Here is a 16,521-nt window from a genome sequence, read left to right as displayed (position 1 = left end):
GCCGGGGCCGGTCCGGCTCTTCTCCCCGGGCCCTTCCCCGGGTTAATATCTGACTGAACGTACGGTCAGTAATTCGAGGAGGGCCGATGGCTCCGCTGCCCAGCTACACCTCCGGCGCATGGCATGTCCCGCCGGACGAGGGCGCGCCGCTCACCGACGCCGTCACCGGCGAGGAGGTCGCCCGCATCTCCTCGACCGGCATCGACATGGGCGCGGCGCTGGAGTACGGGCGCCGGACGGGCGGCCCCGCCCTGCGCGAGCTGACCTTCCACCAGCGCGCCGCCCTGCTGAAGAAGCTCGGGCTTCACCTGCGCGAACACCGCGACGAGCTGTACGCGCTGTCGGCCCGCACCGGCGCCACCCTCGCCGACTCCAAGATCGACGTGGACGGCGGCATCGGCGTCCTGCTGGCGTACGCGAGCAAGGGCAAGCGCGAGCTGCCCAACGACACCGTCCTCGTCGACGGGGACGTGGAGCCGCTGAGCAAGGGCGGCACGTTCGCCGGACGGCACATCTGCACGCCGCTGCAGGGCGTCGCCGTGCAGATCAACGCGTTCAACTTCCCCGTGTGGGGCCCGCTGGAGAAGCTCGCGCCCGCGTTCCTCGCCGGGATGCCGAGCCTGGTCAAGCCGGCGCCGCAGACGGCGTACCTGTCCGCGCGGCTGGTCGAGCTGATCATCGAGTCGGGCATCCTGCCGGAGGGCACGCTCCAGCTCGTCTGCGGCGACCCCGGCGACCTGCTCGACCACCTGACCGAGCAGGACGTCCTCGCGTTCACCGGGTCGGCCGCGACCGGGCGGCTGCTGCGCGAGCACCCGGTCGTGACCGGGCGGTCGGTCCGGTTCAACGCCGAGGCCGACTCGCTGAACTGCTCGATCCTCGGCCCGGACGCCCGTCCCGGCACGGCCGAGTTCGACCTGTTCGTCAAGCAGCTCGTCGCCGAGATGACGGTGAAGGCGGGCCAGAAGTGCACGGCCATCCGGCGCGCGCTGGTGCCGTCCGAGCTGATGGACGACGTCGCGCAGGCGGCGAGCGAGCGGCTCGCGCGGGTGAAGATCGGCAACCCGTCCGACCCGGACGTCCGGATGGGCGCGCTCGCCACCCTCGACCAGCGCGACGAGGTCCGCCGGCAGCTGAAGAAGCTCCTGGACGCGGGCCGCATCGTGTTCGGCGACCCCGACCGCGTCGAGGTGGTCGGTGCCGACGCCGAGCGCGGCGCGTTCATGTCCCCGATCCTGCTGCGCGTGGACGACACCGACCGTCCCGAACCGCACGAGGTCGAGGCGTTCGGCCCGGTCAGCACCCTTCTCCCTTACGACGGCGGCGCAGAGCAGGCCGTCGCGCTGGCGGCCCGCGGCCTGGGCAGCCTCGTCGGCTCGGTCGTCACCGCCGACCCCGAGTTCGCGCGCCGGGTCGTGATCGGCGCCGCGCCCTGGCACGGGCGGCTGCTCGTCCTCAACGAGGAGGACGCGAAGGAGTCCACCGGGCACGGCTCCCCGATGCCGGGCCTGGTCCACGGCGGCCCGGGACGCGCGGGCGGCGGCGAGGAGATGGGCGGGATGCGCGGGGTCATGCACCACATGCAGCGCACCGCCGTCCAGGCCGGGCCGTCGATGCTGTCCGCGATCACCGGGCGCTGGACGCCGGGCACGTCCCGCACCGAGACCGGCGTCCACCCGTTCCGCAAGCACCTCGAAGAGCTGCGGATCGGCGACACGGTCGTGGCCGGTCCCCGCACCGTCACCCTTGCGGACATCGAGCACTTCGCCGAGTTCACCGGCGACACCTTCTACGCGCACATGGACGAGGAGGCCGCCAAGGCGAACCCGTTCTTCGGCGGCCGGGTCGCGCACGGATACCTCGTCGTCTCGTTCGCGGCGGGCCTGTTCGTCTCGCCCGAGCCCGGCCCCGTCCTCGCGAACTACGGGCTGGAGAACCTGCGGTTCCTCGCCCCGACGTTCCCCGGCGACGAGCTGACGGTGAAGCTCACCGCCAAGCAGATCACCCCGCGCGAGAACGCCGGCTACGGCGAGGTCCGCTGGGACACCGAGGTCACGCGGCAGGACGGCGCCGTCGTCGCGACGTACGACGTCCTGACCCTCGTGGCCAAGCGTCCGGAGGAGGAGGCATGACGGAGGCGCGGGAGACCCGGCCGGAGCAGGAGCACTTCGAGCGGACGATCGACCGCGACCAGCGGATCGAGCCGCGCGACTGGATGCCCGACAAGTACCGGGCGACGATGATCCGGCAGATCGCGCAACACGCGCACTCGGAGATCATCGGCATGCAGCCGGAGGGCCTCTGGATCACCCGCGCGCCGTCGCTGCGCCGCAAGGCGATCCTGCTCGCCAAGGTGCAGGACGAGGCCGGCCACGGCCTGTACCTGTACTCGGCGGCGGAGACGCTCGGCGCCGACCGGTCCGACCTCACCGGCAAGCTGATCTCCGGGAAGCAGAAGTACTCGTCGATCTTCAACTACCCGACGCTGACGTTCGCGGACGTCGGCGTGATCGGCTGGCTGGTGGACGGCGCCGCAATCTGCAACCAGGTGCCGCTGTGCCGCAGCTCCTACGGCCCCTACGCCCGCGCGATGATCCGGATCTGCAAGGAGGAGTCGTTCCACCAGCGGCAGGGCTACGAGCTGCTGATGACCCTCATGCGCGGCACCGGCGCGCAGCGGGAGATGGTGCAGGACGCCGTGAACCGCTGGTGGTGGCCGTCCCTGATGATGTTCGGCCCGCCGGACGCCGACTCCACGCACACCGCGCAGTCGATGGCCTGGAAGATCAAGCGGCACACCAACGACGAGCTGCGGCAGCGGTTCGTCGACATGACCGTCCCGCAGGCGGAGGCGCTCGGCGTCACGCTCCCCGACCCGGACCTGCGCTGGAACGAGGAGCGCGGCCACCACGACTTCGGCGAGATCGACTGGTCGGAGCTGAAGCGCGTCATCAGCGGCGACGGCCCCTGCAACGCCGAGCGGATCGAGCGGCGCCGCAAGGCCCACGAGGAAGGCGCCTGGGTGCGCGAGGCCGCCGCCGCGTACGCCGCGAAGCAAACCCGCAAGGAGGTGGCGTGATGGAGAAGGACTGGCCGCTCTACGAGGTGTTCGTCCGCGGCAAGCGGGGGCTGAACCACGTGCACGTCGGCTCGCTGCGCGCCCCCGACGCCGAGATGGCGCTGCGCAACGCCCGCGACCTCTACACGCGGCGGAACGAGGGCGTCAGCATCTGGGTGGTGCGGTCGGAGGACATCACCGCGTCCAGCCCGGACGAGAAGGACCCCTTCTTCGCCCCGAGCGGCGACAAGGTCTACCGGCACCCGACGTTCTACGACATCCCCGAGAACGTCCCGCATATGTGAGGCTCCCGATGTCGCCTGAGTACCCGTCGTCGCACAACCCGTCGTCGCACGACCCGTCGTCGCACGACCCGTCGTCGCACGACCCGTCGTCGCACAACCCATCGTCGGACAACCCGTTCGAGGCGCTCTCCGAGGAGAGCGACGACGCCCGCTGGGCGTTCGGCACCGGCTTCGACGACCCGCTCGCCGGGATCGACCCGTCCGTCCCGGACGGCGTCGACCGCGGCGCGCTGGCCGCGTACTGCCTGATGCTCGGCGACGACGCGCTCGTCATGTCGCACCGCCTCCAGGAGTGGTGCACGCACGCACCCGAGCTGGAGGAGGAGGTCGCGCTCGCCAACATCGCGCTCGACCTGCTCGGCCAGGCCCGGCTGCTGCTGGCCCGCACCGGCGTCGCCGAGGACAAGGGCCGCGGCGAGGACGACCTCGCCTACTTCCGGGACGCGTCCGACTTCCGCAACGTCGGCCTGGCCGAGGTGGAGAACGGCGACTTCGCGCACTCGACCGTCCGGCTGCTGCTGTTCGCGACGTGGCGGCTGGCGCTCCTGGACCACCTCACCACGTCCCGCGACCCGGTCCTGGCCGCGATCGCGGCGAAGGGCGTCAAGGAGGTCGCCTACCACCGCGACCACGCCGCGCTGTGGACGATCAGGCTCGGCGACGGCACCGACCTGTCGCACGAGCGCGCGCAGCGGGCGCTGGACGACCTGTGGCCGCACACCGGCGAGCTGTTCACCGCGCACGAGGTCGAGCGGCTGCTGGCCGGCGCCGGTGTCGCCGTCGACCCGGCCGACGTCCGCGCGGAGTTCGACGCCGTCCTCGACGAGGTGCTGGCGAGGGCGACCCTCCGCCGTCCCGGGCCCGTCCCGGCGCACCTGGCCGGACGGGACGGTGCGCACTCGCCCGCGCTGGCCCGCCTCCTCACCGAGATGCAAAGCCTCGCCCGCGACCATCCGGGGGCGGCATGGTGAGCGCCCGGACGATCGCCGAGACGGTCACCGACCCCGAGCTGCCGATGCTCTCGCTGGCCGAACTGGGCGTCCTGCGCGACGTCACGGAGGAGACCGGCCGCGTCGAGGTGACGATCACGCCGACCTACACCGGCTGCCCGGCCCTGGACACGATGCGCGCCGACCTGCGGCACCGGCTCGCCGACGCCGGGTACACCGACGTCCGGGTCCGCACGGTCCTGGACCCGCCGTGGACGACCGACTGGATCAGCGCCGCGGGCCGCCGCAAGCTGCACGAGGCCGGGATCGCGCCCCCGGGCCCGGCACCCCGCCGCGCGTCCGGCCCGATCCCCCTCACGCTGGGCCCGACCCGGCGCATCCGCTGCCCGCACTGCGGCTCCGCCGAGACGGTCGAGCTGTCCCGGTTCGGCGCGACGGCCTGCAAGTCGCTGCGCCGCTGCGACGCCTGCCGCGAGCCGTTCGAGCACTTCAAGGAGATCTGAGTGACGCTCACCGAGGTCGCCCCGCGCCGCGCCGGGTTCCACGCGCTGCGCGTCGCGGGCGTCGAGCGCCTGTGCGACGACGCGGTCGCGGTCACGTTCGACGTGCCGCCGGACCTGGCGGACGTCTACGCCTTCCGCCCCGGCCAGTTCCTCACGCTCCGCCGCACGATCGACGGGCGGGAGGAGCGCCGCTCCTACTCGATCTGCGCGCCCGCCGGGGCCGCGCCGCGCATCGGCGTGCGGGAGATCCCGGACGGCCTGTTCTCGTCCTGGCTCGTCCACGACGTGCGGCCGGACGACGTCGTCGACGTCCTGCCCCCGTCGGGCACCTTCACGCCGGACACGGTCAGCCTGGAGACCACGGCCGCGCACCACGTGCTGATCGCCGCCGGCTCGGGGATCACCCCGGTCATCTCCATCGCCGCGTCCGCGCTCGCCGACCCCGGCGCCCGCGTCACCGTCCTGTACGGGAACCGGCGCAGCGGCACGGTCATGTTCGCCGACGAGCTCGCCGACCTGAAGGACGCGCACCCCGGCCGCTTCGAGCTCGTGCACGTCCTCTCCCAGGAACCGCGCGAGGCCGAGCTGTTCAGCGGACGCCTCGACGCCGGCCGGCTCCGCACGCTGCTCCCCCTCCTCGTCCCGGTCGCCGACGTCGACCACTGGTGGCTGTGCGGCCCGTTCGGCATGGTCACCGACGCCCGCGACGTCCTGCGGGGGTTCGGCGTGCCGCGCGACCGCGTCCACCAGGAGCTGTTCTTCGTGGACGAGGCCCCGCCCGAGCCGAACCGGAGGCAGTCGGCCCCGACCGGCCCGGCGTGCGAGGTCACGGTCATCCTGGACGGCCGCTCCACGACCCTCACCCAGCCCGAGGACGCGAGGATCCTGGACTCCGCCCAGCGCATCCGCCCCGACCTCCCCTTCGCCTGCAAGGGCGGCGTCTGCGGCACCTGCCGCGCCCGGGTCGTCGAGGGCGAAGCGGACATGCACCGCAACTTCGCCCTCGACCCGGCCGAAGTCGACGCCGGCTACATCCTGACCTGCCAGTCCACCCCGGCCACCCCGCACGTCACCGTCGACTACGACTCCTGACGCGCCGGCGGCCGCTCACACCGGCCGGATCCGGCAGAACCCTGCGCCGACCTGGCATGACGGTGCATCCTTGGACGTTCACGTCACCCGTGGAGGAGCTTCCCCGATGCCCATCAGCCTGGACAAGGTGCAGTCGACCGCGCCCGGCCTCGTCAGCCTCTACAAGGCCGCCAAGGTCAACCTGGAGAAGCGCGGGCTCGGCGGGGAGCGCGCCGCCGTCTACCTCGTCCTGGACCGCTCCGGGTCGATGCGCCGCTACTACAAGGACGGCACCGTCCAGCACCTGGCCGAGCAGGCCCTCGCGCTCGCCGCGCACCTGGACGACGACGGCGTCGTCCCCGTCGTGTTCTTCGACAAGATCGCGCACCCGGCGGTGGAGGTGAGCCTCACCCGCTACCAGGGCCGGATCAACGAGGAGCACGAACGCCTCGGCCACATGGGGACGACGAACTACGCCGCCGCGATGCAGGCGGTCATCGACCACTACCGGGCCACCGCGCCCGCCGCGCCCGCGTTCGTCATCTTCCAGACGGACGGATCGCCCGACTCCCGGACGGCCGCCCAGAAGACCCTCTGCGACGCGTCCACACTCCCGATCTTCTGGCAGTTCGTCGGGTTCGGCGACGACGAGTTCAAGTTCCTCCGCAAGCTGGACGACCTGCCCGTCCCGCGCAAGCGCGCGATCGACAACGCCGACTTCTTCCCTGCCGGCCCGGAGCCGAAGGCCATCGCCGACGACGAGCTCTACGCAAGGCTGATGAACGAGTTCCCGTCGTGGCTCACCGACGCCCGCACCGCCGGCATCCTCCGCTGAGCCGCCCGCACGGCAGGGGGGCACTGACACACGGCTACTCGGACGCGCAGACCAGGTCGCGCGCGGGGAGCCGACCGGTCAGCAAGTCGATGTGCTGCAGGAGGTCGCGGTCCGTCCGCGCGCACCGGGCCGCAAGGTCCTTGGCGAACACGACGGCACGGTCATAGGAGCGGTGCGTCAGACCGGCGCCTTTGCTCCAGGTACCGGCGGGCCGGCCGCAGTCGACCGGGGTGCTGCGGCCGCCGTCCAGCGGATCACCCTCATCGCTCCACCTCGCAGAGGGCGGCCTGGACGATCTCCAGCTCGTCGTTCCACGCCTCCACCGTCGGCGCGTTCTCGTTGAACATCACGGTGACGCGGCGGCCGGACGGCCCCACACCGGCGAACGTGGTGAACCCGTCGGTGCCGCCCGCGTGCCCCCACCACGCGCCGCCGCAGCGCAGCGACGTCCGGATGAGGCCGAGGCCGTAGTGCGCGCCCTCCCACACGCGGTCGGGATCGGCGCGGACGGTCCGCTGCATCTCCGCGAGCATCGCCGGGGGCAGCAGCCGTCCGCCCAGCAGGGCGCCGAAGAAGGCGTTCACGTCACGCGGGCTGGAGATCAGCGCGCCGCCCGCCCCCGCGACCGTCGTGTTGAACGCCGTGTAGTCGGCGTAGGAACCGTCCTTGCCGCGGACGTAGCCGTGCGGATGCGGTCCCCGGATGCGGGTCTCGTCGCCCGGCCAGTAGGTGTCGCGGAGCCGCAGCGGCGTGATGAAGCGCCGGGCGACCTCGTCCTCCAGCGTGCGTCCGGTGACCTGCTCCACGATGAGCCCGGCGATGACGTAGTTGGTGGTCGAGTAGTACCAGTCCCCTCCCGGCGGCGTCCGGGTCAGCGCGCGGGCCACCAGTTCCTCCGGCTCGAAGTGGCGGAAGCGGAACTCGTCGGTGGTGCGGAAGGTGTCCATGTGGTCGGGCAGTCCGCTGGTGTGCCGCAGCAGGCTGCGCACGGTGATCGTCCGCCCGTCGTAGCCGTTCCGGTCGAGCAGGCCGGGCAGGTAGCGCTCGACCGGGGCGTCCAGCGAGATCCGGCGCTCGGCGGCGAGCGCGAGCACGGTCGTCGCCGTGAACGTCTTGGTGACGCTGGCGATGCGGGTCCGCAGGCCGGCGCGCATGGGCCGGTGCGTCCGCCGGTCGGCGACGCCGCTCGCCGCCGTCCACGCGCCGCAGCGGGGATCGTCGATCCGCACGGCCGCGCCGGTGAGGCGGTACACGCCCGTCATGCGCTCCAGCGCGGCGCGCGTCGCGTCGTGGTCGCCGCAGCGAGAGGCGGCGCCGGCCGGGGACGGCACCGCCCCGACGGCGGCGACCGCAGCCGCCGCGACCAGCACAACGGCAACCCGCCTAGCAGCCTGTCTCGCCCCAGTCGGTCTCGCCCCAGTCGGTCTCGCCCCAGTCGGTCTCGTCGCGGTCTGTCTCGCCCCGGTCTGTCTCGCCCCAGTCGGTCTCGTCGCGGCCTGTCTTTTCGCAGTCTGCCTCGTCCTGTTCATGCCCTCTGACGCTAAGCACGCCGGCCCGGCGGCACATTGGGGCGATCACCCGGAGCCGTGGTGGAGCAGACCCCCGGTGCCCCGTACGGGTTCCGGTCATCGGGACAGGGGTTGGCCGGGCGTCCCCGGCCACTTACGATCGCCGCACCCATTCCCGCCTGCACGGCGGTGCCGATCGGGCCAGGCGCGGGCCCTCGACTGGGGTCGTCCGCGCGTGCGCGGGCGCCGCCGTGAGAGGAAGACCATGGACCAGACCGCCGACTACGTCGTGGTGGGGGCCGGGAGCGCGGGATGCGTGCTGGCGCGGCGACTGGCCGATTCGGGGGCCAGCGTCGTCCTCGTGGAGGCGGGCGGCCCGGACCGGACGCCGCTGGTCCGCAAGCCGGGGCTGATCGCCGTCTTCCACAACGTCCCGCAGCTGAAGAAGAAGCTGGACTGGGGCTTCTACTCCGCCCCGCAGAAGCACGCGCTCGACCGGAAGATCCCGCAGACGCGCGGGAAGGTCCTCGGCGGCTCCGGGTCGATCAACGGGATGCTGTTCGTGCGGGGGCACCGCAGGAACTACGACGACTGGGCCGCGGACGGCTGCGACGGCTGGGGCTACGACGACGTCCTCGCCAGCTACAAGCGCATGGAGAACTGGGAGGACGGCGCCAGTGAGCTGCGCGGCGCCGGCGGCCCGATCCAGGTGACCCGGCAGCGCGACCTGACGCCCGCCTCGGAGGCGTTCATCGAGGCGCTGATCGAGACGGCCGGGGTGAAGCGCAACGACGACTACAACGGCGCGGAGCAGGAGGGCGCCGGCATCTTCCAGCAGAGCATCGACAAGGGCCTGCGCTACAGCTCGTCCGTCGGCTACCTGGACGACCACGGGCTCGCGAACCTGACCGTGCTGACCGGCGCCACTGTCGGCCGCGTCGTGATCGACAAGGGCCGCGCGACCGGTGTCGAGGTCGTCACGAAGAAGGGGCCGGGGACGATCCGGGCCACCAAGGAAGTGGTGCTGGCGGCGGGCGCGTTCGGTTCGCCGCAGCTGCTGATGCTGTCCGGTGTCGGCCCGGCCGCGCACCTGCGGGAGCACGGCATCGAGGTGCACGCCGACCTGCCCGTCGGCGACAACCTGCACGACCACATGTTCGTGCCGATGACGTTCATCATGGACACGGCCCGCCACAAGGGCACCGCGCCCTACTTCGGGCGCGGCGTCGCCAAGGAGTGGACCAAGGGCGGGACGTGGGTCGCCCGCAGTGTGTTCGAGGCGGTCGGATTCGTCCGCACCGGGCAGGCCGGCGACATCCCCGACCTGCAGATCCACGCGCTGCCGTGGTCGTACCCGTTCCCGAACCAGGACGCGCCGGTGCGCCACAAGGTCGACAAGCGGCCCGCGCTGACGATCATGCCGACGCTGATCTACCCGAAGAGCCGCGGCACCGTCCGGCTCGGGTCGGCGGACCCGTCCGCCGCGCCGGTGATCGACCCCGGCTACCTGTCCGAGCCCGACGACGCCCGGCTGCTGCTGGACGGCATCGACCTCGTCCGCGAGGTCATGGCGAACAAGGCCATCGCCGGCGACGTCAAGGCGGAGCTGTCCCCCGGCCCCTCCTACCCGGACCGCGCCGCGATGGCGAAGGAGCTGCCGAACCGCGCGACGACCGTCTACCACCCGGTCGGCACCTGCCGGATGGGCGCGGACGAGCGCGCGGTCGTCGACCCGGCGCTGCGGGTGCGCGGCATCGAGGGCCTGCGAGTCGCGGACGCCTCGATCATGCCGAGCATCATCGGCGGCAACACCAACGCGCCGAGCATGATGATCGGCGAGCACGCCGCGACCCTGATCCTCGACGCCTGACCACCCCGACTCCGTTGATCTGCGGCGTGTTGTTGTTATGAGCGGCCGTATAACAACAACACGCCGCAGGTCAATGGGTCAGGTGCTGGGGAAGCGGGCCGCCCAGCGTCGCTGCCAGGGCGTTTCGACGGCGCGCGGGTGGTGGTGCTCGCGCGCCCAGGCGACGGCGCCGGACGGGTCCACCCCGGACAGGACGGCGAGGCACGCGATGACGGTGCCGGTGCGTCCGACGCCGCCGCCGCACGCGACCTCCACCGCCTCGCCCGCGCGGGCCCGCTCGTGCAGGGCGCGGATCTGCCGGACGGCCTCGTCCCGGTCGCGCGGCAGCCGGAAATCGGGCCAGTCGAGCCAGGCCGCGTCCCAGCGCAGGTCGGGTTCGTGGCGGCGCCGCAGTTTCGCGGAGCCGAGGTAGAGACCGAAGACGGGCTCGGGCCCATCGGGCATCGGATGGCGAAGGCCGCGCCCCCGAATCCAGGCGCCGTCCGGCAGCCGGATGGCCCCGGTGAGCGATGCGGTCATCGGACCTCCTCCCGGCGGCGCGCGCGGTGGTTGGCGACGTTCATCCGGTTGCCGCACCGCTCCGGCATGCAGTAGCGGCGGCGTCCGGCGCGGCTGGCGTCGGCGAACACGCCCCCGCAGCCCGGCGCGGCGCACGTGCGGAAGCGTTCATGGCCGAGCGCCCGGACGAGCCCGAGCAGCGCGACACCGACGACGGCCGCCACTTCGCCGACGAGCGACGCGTCCCGGGCCGTGGGCACGTACCACTGCCACCGCCCGGACGGGTCGCGGCGCAGCACGGGCGCGAGCCCGGCATGCCCGGCCATCAGCGCCGCGCCCTCCACGGCCCGCTCCTCGGTATCGGCCTCCATGACGGCGCGCACTTCACGCCTGAGGAGGCGCACCTGTTCGACGTCCTCGACCGCGGGCGTCCGGAAGTCGTACGCCGCGAGAAGGCCGGCCAGGTCGGCGGGCCCGGAGAGCGCCTCGGCCCCCCGCACCTCCGGCGACGTGCTGACCAGCCCGTTGGCGACCTCGGCACCCGCCGCGTAGTCGGCGATGGAAATGAGCAAGGCAGGCACCCCCCATACAGCTCTGTAAGGCTTATAGGGAGACTATAGCCATTACTCCGTGGTCACGTCGAACTGGAGCCCGCCGTTCACCGCCGACACCTCGACATGCCGCCCGTGCTCCAGGTCGCCGGACAGCAGCAGGTCGGCCAGCTGGTCGTCCACCTCGCGCTGGATCGTGCGCCGCAGCGGCCGGGCGCCGAACTCCGGCTGGTAGCCGCGCTCGGCGAGCCAGTCGACGGCCTCGGTCGTGAAGTCGACGTCGACGTCCTGGGCGCGGAGGCGGCGGCGCGTCTCGTCCAGCAGCAGGTCGGTGATCTGCCGGAGCTGCCCCGCCTCCAGCCGCCGGAACACGATGATCTCGTCGATCCGGTTGAGGAACTCGGGCCGGAACGACTCGCGCAGCCGCCGCATGATCCGGTCGCTGAGCCCGCTCCCCTCGCCGTCGCGCCCGCCGAACCCGATCTCCGTCGTCCCGGTGATCAGCTCCGAGCCGAGGTTGGACGTCATGATCACCACGGTGTTGCGGAAGTCGACGGTGCGGCCCTGCGCGTCCGTCAGCCGGCCGTCGTCGAGGAGCTGGAGCAGGACGTTGAACACGTCCTGGTGCGCCTTCTCGATCTCGTCCAGCAGGATGACCGAGTAGGGCTGCCGCCGGACGGCGTCCGTCAGCTGCCCCGCCTCCTCGTACCCGACATATCCGGGCGGGGCGCCCATCAGCCGGCTGACGGTGTGCCGCTCCTGGAACTCGCTCATGTCGAACCGGATCATCCGGTCCTGGCTGCCGAACAGCGCCTCCGCCAGGGCCTTCGCCAGCTCGGTCTTGCCGACGCCGGTCGGCCCGAGGAACAGGAACCCGCCGATCGGCCGGTCCGGGTCGCCCATGCCCGCGCGGGACCGCCGGACGGCCCGCGCCACCGCCGCCACCGCGTCCTCCTGCCCGACGACGCGCTGGTGCAGGTGCTCCTCGAGCCGCGTCAGCCGCTCCCGCTCCATCTCGGTGAGCTGCGTGACCGGCACGCCGGAGATGCGCGACACGACCTCGGCGATGTCCTCCGTCGTCACCTCGGGGACGGTCACGGGGGCGTCGTCGTCGCGCGCCGTCTCCAGGTCCTTCTGCAGCCGGCCGATCTCGTCCCGCAGCTCCGACGCCTTCTCGTAGTCCTCGTCCGCGACGGCCTGGTCCTTCTCCCGGCGCCGCCGGTCGAGCCGCTGCTCCAGCTCGCGGCGGCCGCCGTCCCGCGTCCCCGACCGGAGCCGCACCCGGGCCCCCGCCTGGTCGATGAGATCGATGGCCTTGTCGGGAAGGAACCGGTCGGTGAGGTACCGGCTGGAGAGATCGACGGCCGCCACGAGCGCCTCATCGGTGAACCGCACGGAATGGTGCGCCTCATACCGGTCCCTCAATCCGCGCAGGATCTCGATGCTGTCATCGGGACTGGGCTCCGACACCAGGATCGGCTGGAACCGGCGTTCCAGCGCCGCGTCCTTCTCGATGTTGCGCCGGTACTCGTCGATGGTCGTCGCGCCGACCACGTGCAGCTCGCCCCGCGCCAGCGGCGGCTTCAGCATGTTCCCGGCGGACACCGCGCCCTCGGCGCTTCCCGCGCCCACGATCGTGTGGATCTCATCGATGAACACGACCAGCTCGTCGCCGTGCTCGCGGATCTCGTCCACGACCTTCTTGAGCCGCTCCTCGAAATCACCCCGGTACCGAGTGCCGGCCACCAGACCGCTCAGATCCAGCTGGACGATCCGCCTCCCCCGCAGCGTCTCCGGCACGTCGTCGTCGACGATCCGCTGCGCGAGCCCCTCGGCGATCGCCGTCTTCCCGACGCCCGGGTCGCCGATCAGCACCGGATTGTTCTTGGTGCGCCGCGACAGCACCTCGACCGTCTCCTCGATCTCCTGCTGCCGCCCGATCACCGGGTCGATCCGCCCCTCCCGCGCCAGCGCGGTCAGGTCGCGGCCGAACTCGTCCAGCGTGGGCGTCTCGGACGGCTGCCCGCCGCCCCCGCCGCCGGGCGGCTGCCCCGGCCCGCCGCCGGTCGCCGCCTGCTGCAGCGAATCCGGCGTGACATGCTCATGATCAAGGATCCGCCCCGCGCTGGACCCGCGGTCGAGCGCCAGCGCGAACAGCACGTGCTCGGGCCCGATATACGACGACCCGAGCGCCCGCGAAACCTGGTGCGAGTCGAGCAGCGCCCGCTTCGCGGACGGGGTCAGCTCCGGCGGGACGTCCCGCGGCTCCCCCCGCCGCCCGTGGCTCTCGATCTCGTCCTTGATCTTGTCCGGGTCGGCCCCGGCCCGCACGATCCACTGCCGCGTCCCCTGCTGCCGCGTCGCCGCCCACAGCAGATGATCGGTGTCCAGATCGACGCTGCCCCACTGCGCCGCCTGCGCCGCCGCGTCCCGCACCAGCTCCCGCGCCGGCTCGCTCATCAGCCGCGCGATGCTGATCCGCTCCTGCGGCCGCCGGTGCGCGCGCGAGCCGAAGAACCGGGCGAGCATCTCCTCGAAGGGATCCATCCCCCCGGCCCCGTACCATCCCGCGGTCATCTCCGAAACCCCCCGGTCGTCGAAGGACACGTCATAGCAATGGTGACTCACGTGCCCGTGGCGGGCCCGCAGAAACCAGAGCCCGCCCCTCCTTCACGCCCCCGCGCGCACGCCCCGGCGGCGCCGCACGAGATCATCCGCGGCCTCCCGCCACCGCGGCCACTCGAACGCGAACCCCGCGTCCGCGAGCCGGCCGGGGACGACGCGGCGGCTCTTCAGGAGCAGCTCGGTGTCGGACCGGAGGGCCAATGCTCCGATCTCCGCCATCCATGTCGTCGCGGGCAGGCCGACCGGCACCCCCCACGCACCCCGCAGCGCGCGCATGAACACCCGCTGCGGCAGCGGCTCCGGAGCGGCCAGGTTCACCGCCCCGGCCAGGTCGTCCCGTCCGATCAGGAACTCGACCGCCCGGACGAAGTCCCGATCATGGATCCACGACACATACTGCGCACCCCCGGCGACCGGCCCCCCGAGCCCGAGCCGCGCAAGCCACGACAGGACATCGAAGACGCCCCCGCGGTCTGGACTCATCACCATGGCCGCCCGCAACGCCACCTTACGAGTGGACGGCGTCTCGGCCCTCTCCTGCTCCCGCTCCCAGTTCTCAGCGATCCGGACGCTGTAGGCCCAGTACTTCGGCACCCCGACCTCGCCGCCACCGATCACACCGGTCGCTTCATCATTGGCGGCGTCGAACCTATGGGCGTAGACGGTGGCGGTACTCATCTGCAGCCAAACCCGCGGCGGCCGCGCAGCCGCTGCGATCGCCTGCCCGACGACCCGCGCGGACAGCACCCGCGAATCCATCATCTCCTGCAGATTCCGAGGCGTGTACCGACAACTGACACTGCGCCCGGCCAAGTTGATCACGACATCGCTGCCGTCGATCACCTCGGCCCAGGCCCCGAGCGTCCGCCCGTCCCACCCGACCTGCCCAGGCCCCCCGGGCCGCCGGGTCAAGACCACGACCTCATGCCCCGCCGCCCGAAGCGCCCGCTCCAGCACCGTCCCCACCTGCCCGGTACCACCGGGCATCACAACCTTCATCCCGCCTCCAACCATCGCCCCCACGACCCTAACCCATTTTTGAACACGTTCAAAGAAGTGCGACGCCGATGAACGGCGCTAGGCACCCGCTGGGCCACCGCAGGTACTGGGCGTTGACGAAGAAGAGCGCGACAGGCCAGGGAAGACCAGCACGATCCCAAGGACACAGCTACACAGCAGGGCGGTCGCGAACAGGCACGGGACCACCCTCAGCCCAAACCCAACGCAGCTGGCCTTCACTCAGACAGCCACGGCAAGGACGCGTCACCCGGGACGGCACCCGCTCCAACCCCCACCTGGGCGTCTCGGCGTTCTCGGAGCACACCGTCGGTTGATGCTGACGGAGGTGGGAGGGACGCGTTGTGGCGACGGCATAGCCTTTTGCTCGGCAGTCTGCTGCGCGGCCCTCCAGCACCGCGCAGCGCGCCGGCGGGCCGCGCACAACCACCGCCAACTGAAGCAAGACAAGTTCCGAGGCGGCCCAGACAGAACCCCGCATAATGCGTAGCCGGCGTTGCATCAGCACCTGGCCCCCAGAACCGCGTGTGGCGGGACGATGCGCCCCGGTCGATGCCGTCGAACAGCGCCCATCATCGGGCCTCGCCCAAAGAGGTGACCACCGTGTCCTGCGCCAAGGGGTTGGTCACCCGCATGCCAGCGGCCAAGATCAAGTGACCCCGGCGCTCCGGGCGCGCGGACATCTGCGGTTCTCCCATGGACAACCCGCACTCCTCATTGGCAGGCCCGTCGACGGCGCACCCAGGGGCGACCTCTGTTCCAGACGTAGTGACCGGTCACGTTGAGTCTTCGCCTGACGCGAGGGCACCGTGCCACGTTCAAACCGGCAGGGTCGCCTCGCCCGACAGCACCATCCATGCCAGGCACACGCGGGACGACCCATCCTGGAGAACTGCTCCTAGAGCCGTACGGGAGGTGGCCGACCACGGGAGGGCCTGGCGTGAGCTCGCTGCTGCTTGGCGGGGCTACGGCATGTAATCCGAACCACCCGGCATGAAGCTTCACCGGTCAGGTGCGGCCCGGCGACCGCACTCACCCACCCCCAGGCGTGGTCGATGAATGATCGACCACGCCCAATGGTGCGCATGCCGGGGAAGGACGCTGCCGTCCTTGAAGGCAACAACGTCGTCGGCACACTCCTCGCGCCTGGGTGCGAGCCCCGCAATCAGGCGGCCTGCTGCCAGGGCGGCGGGCGACCCGGGGCGAGAAGAACCCGGGTGCCGGGTGGGTGGAGGCGGTAGGTGTAGCGGCCGTCCGGTCCCCGGCTGATATCGAGGTGGTCGGGGTTGGCGGCTTTGTACCTGTTGTGCCATCCGCAGCACAGAGCGAGTTGGTCGATGTCAGTGGCCGATCCGAGGGCCCAGCCGCGGACGTGATCGACCTCGGCCAGGGTGCCGGGGACTTCGCAGCCTTCGACGGCGCAGGTGGGATAGAGAGTCTCCAGGACGCGGCGTTGCCCCGGGCTGGCGAACCGTTCGGCGCGCCCAAGGTAGAGCGGAATGTGCCCGCGCCCGAGCAGCAGGGGTGAGACCCCGGCGGCCAGGGCGATGCGGCGGGCTTGGGCGGCGGGGATGGGTGTTCCGTCGGCCAGCCGGGCGGGTGTGGTGCCGCCGGTGAGGGTGTCCAGGTCGCAGATGACGGTGACCTTGGTGGCCTTGTGCCCGCCCGACAGGACGCTGCTCAACGCTGCGGCGGTGCGTTCGGCCTGGTCGCGGTGGTCGTCGGTGCCG

14 protein-coding genes are annotated in these 16,521 nt (G+C 72.0%); 8 read left to right on the top strand and 6 right to left on the bottom strand.

Features of this window, described 5'->3' with window-relative positions:
- Positions 1–86 precede the first annotated feature (86 nt).
- From paaZ to ABFX46_RS13045, 7 genes are all read left to right on the top strand, one after another.
- Positions 87–2,132: a phenylacetic acid degradation bifunctional protein PaaZ gene (gene paaZ, locus ABFX46_RS13075; RefSeq protein WP_346042171.1), complete on the top strand. Its 2,046-nt coding sequence runs from the start codon at positions 87–89 to the stop codon at positions 2,130–2,132.
- Positions 2,129–3,079, top strand: coding sequence for a 1,2-phenylacetyl-CoA epoxidase subunit PaaA (paaA, locus tag ABFX46_RS13070; RefSeq protein ID WP_346042169.1), 951 nt, complete (start codon positions 2,129–2,131; stop codon positions 3,077–3,079). The genes paaZ and paaA overlap by 4 nt, the downstream gene beginning before the upstream one ends.
- On the top strand, positions 3,079–3,363 hold the full coding sequence (paaB, locus tag ABFX46_RS13065) for a 1,2-phenylacetyl-CoA epoxidase subunit PaaB (protein WP_346042700.1): 285 nt from the start codon (positions 3,079–3,081) through the stop codon (positions 3,361–3,363). Before paaA ends, paaB begins: the two co-directional genes overlap by 1 nt.
- A gap of 8 nt (positions 3,364–3,371) precedes the next feature.
- Positions 3,372–4,334, top strand: a complete 963-nt coding sequence (gene paaC / locus ABFX46_RS13060) for a 1,2-phenylacetyl-CoA epoxidase subunit PaaC (protein WP_346042167.1) — start codon at positions 3,372–3,374, stop codon at positions 4,332–4,334.
- Positions 4,328–4,816, top strand: coding sequence for a 1,2-phenylacetyl-CoA epoxidase subunit PaaD (paaD, locus tag ABFX46_RS13055; protein WP_346042166.1), 489 nt, complete (start codon positions 4,328–4,330; stop codon positions 4,814–4,816). The genes paaC and paaD overlap by 7 nt, the downstream gene beginning before the upstream one ends.
- On the top strand, positions 4,817–5,908 hold the full coding sequence (gene paaE, locus ABFX46_RS13050) for a 1,2-phenylacetyl-CoA epoxidase subunit PaaE (RefSeq protein ID WP_346042164.1): 1,092 nt from the start codon (positions 4,817–4,819) through the stop codon (positions 5,906–5,908).
- 106 nt (positions 5,909–6,014) lie between these two features.
- Positions 6,015–6,722, top strand: coding sequence for a VWA domain-containing protein (locus ABFX46_RS13045; protein ID WP_346042163.1), 708 nt, complete (start codon positions 6,015–6,017; stop codon positions 6,720–6,722).
- A gap of 260 nt (positions 6,723–6,982) precedes the next feature.
- Here ABFX46_RS13045 and ABFX46_RS13040 read toward each other — a convergent pair whose 3' ends face one another.
- Positions 6,983–8,092, bottom strand: coding sequence for a serine hydrolase domain-containing protein (locus ABFX46_RS13040; RefSeq protein ID WP_346042161.1), 1,110 nt, complete (start codon positions 8,090–8,092; stop codon positions 6,983–6,985).
- Positions 8,093–8,495: 403 nt separating this feature from the next.
- Between ABFX46_RS13040 and ABFX46_RS13035 the strand changes: the two genes are divergently transcribed.
- Positions 8,496–10,100, top strand: a complete 1,605-nt coding sequence (locus tag ABFX46_RS13035) for a GMC family oxidoreductase (RefSeq protein WP_346042160.1) — start codon at positions 8,496–8,498, stop codon at positions 10,098–10,100.
- 78 nt (positions 10,101–10,178) lie between these two features.
- On the opposite strand, the gene ABFX46_RS13030 is transcribed toward ABFX46_RS13035, so the two are convergent.
- The 5 genes from ABFX46_RS13030 to ABFX46_RS13010 all read right to left on the bottom strand — a co-directional run.
- Positions 10,179–10,619 carry a phosphatase domain-containing protein gene (locus ABFX46_RS13030; protein ID WP_346042159.1) on the bottom strand — a complete coding sequence of 147 codons (441 nt, stop codon included), beginning with the start codon at positions 10,617–10,619 and terminating at the stop codon, positions 10,179–10,181.
- Positions 10,616–11,170 carry a CGNR zinc finger domain-containing protein gene (locus ABFX46_RS13025; protein ID WP_346042157.1) on the bottom strand — a complete coding sequence of 185 codons (555 nt, stop codon included), beginning with the start codon at positions 11,168–11,170 and terminating at the stop codon, positions 10,616–10,618. Before ABFX46_RS13025 ends, ABFX46_RS13030 begins: the two co-directional genes overlap by 4 nt.
- A 51-nt stretch (positions 11,171–11,221) precedes the next feature.
- Positions 11,222–13,726, bottom strand: coding sequence for an ATP-dependent Clp protease ATP-binding subunit (locus ABFX46_RS13020; RefSeq protein WP_346042156.1), 2,505 nt, complete (start codon positions 13,724–13,726; stop codon positions 11,222–11,224).
- A 93-nt stretch (positions 13,727–13,819) separates the two neighbouring features.
- Positions 13,820–14,761, bottom strand: coding sequence for a DUF1731 domain-containing protein (locus ABFX46_RS13015; RefSeq protein ID WP_346042699.1), 942 nt, complete (start codon positions 14,759–14,761; stop codon positions 13,820–13,822).
- A 1,195-nt stretch (positions 14,762–15,956) separates the two neighbouring features.
- The coding region (locus ABFX46_RS13010) for an HNH endonuclease signature motif containing protein (protein ID WP_346042154.1) at positions 15,957–16,521 on the bottom strand (565 nt) is incomplete at its 5' end.

This window comes from Actinomadura chokoriensis (assembly GCF_039529475.1).
GTDB lineage: Bacteria > Actinomycetota > Actinomycetes > Streptosporangiales > Streptosporangiaceae > Spirillospora > Spirillospora bangladeshensis.
The sequence above is the reverse complement of the archived record's forward strand: the minus strand, read 5'-3'. Positions and strand labels throughout refer to the sequence as shown.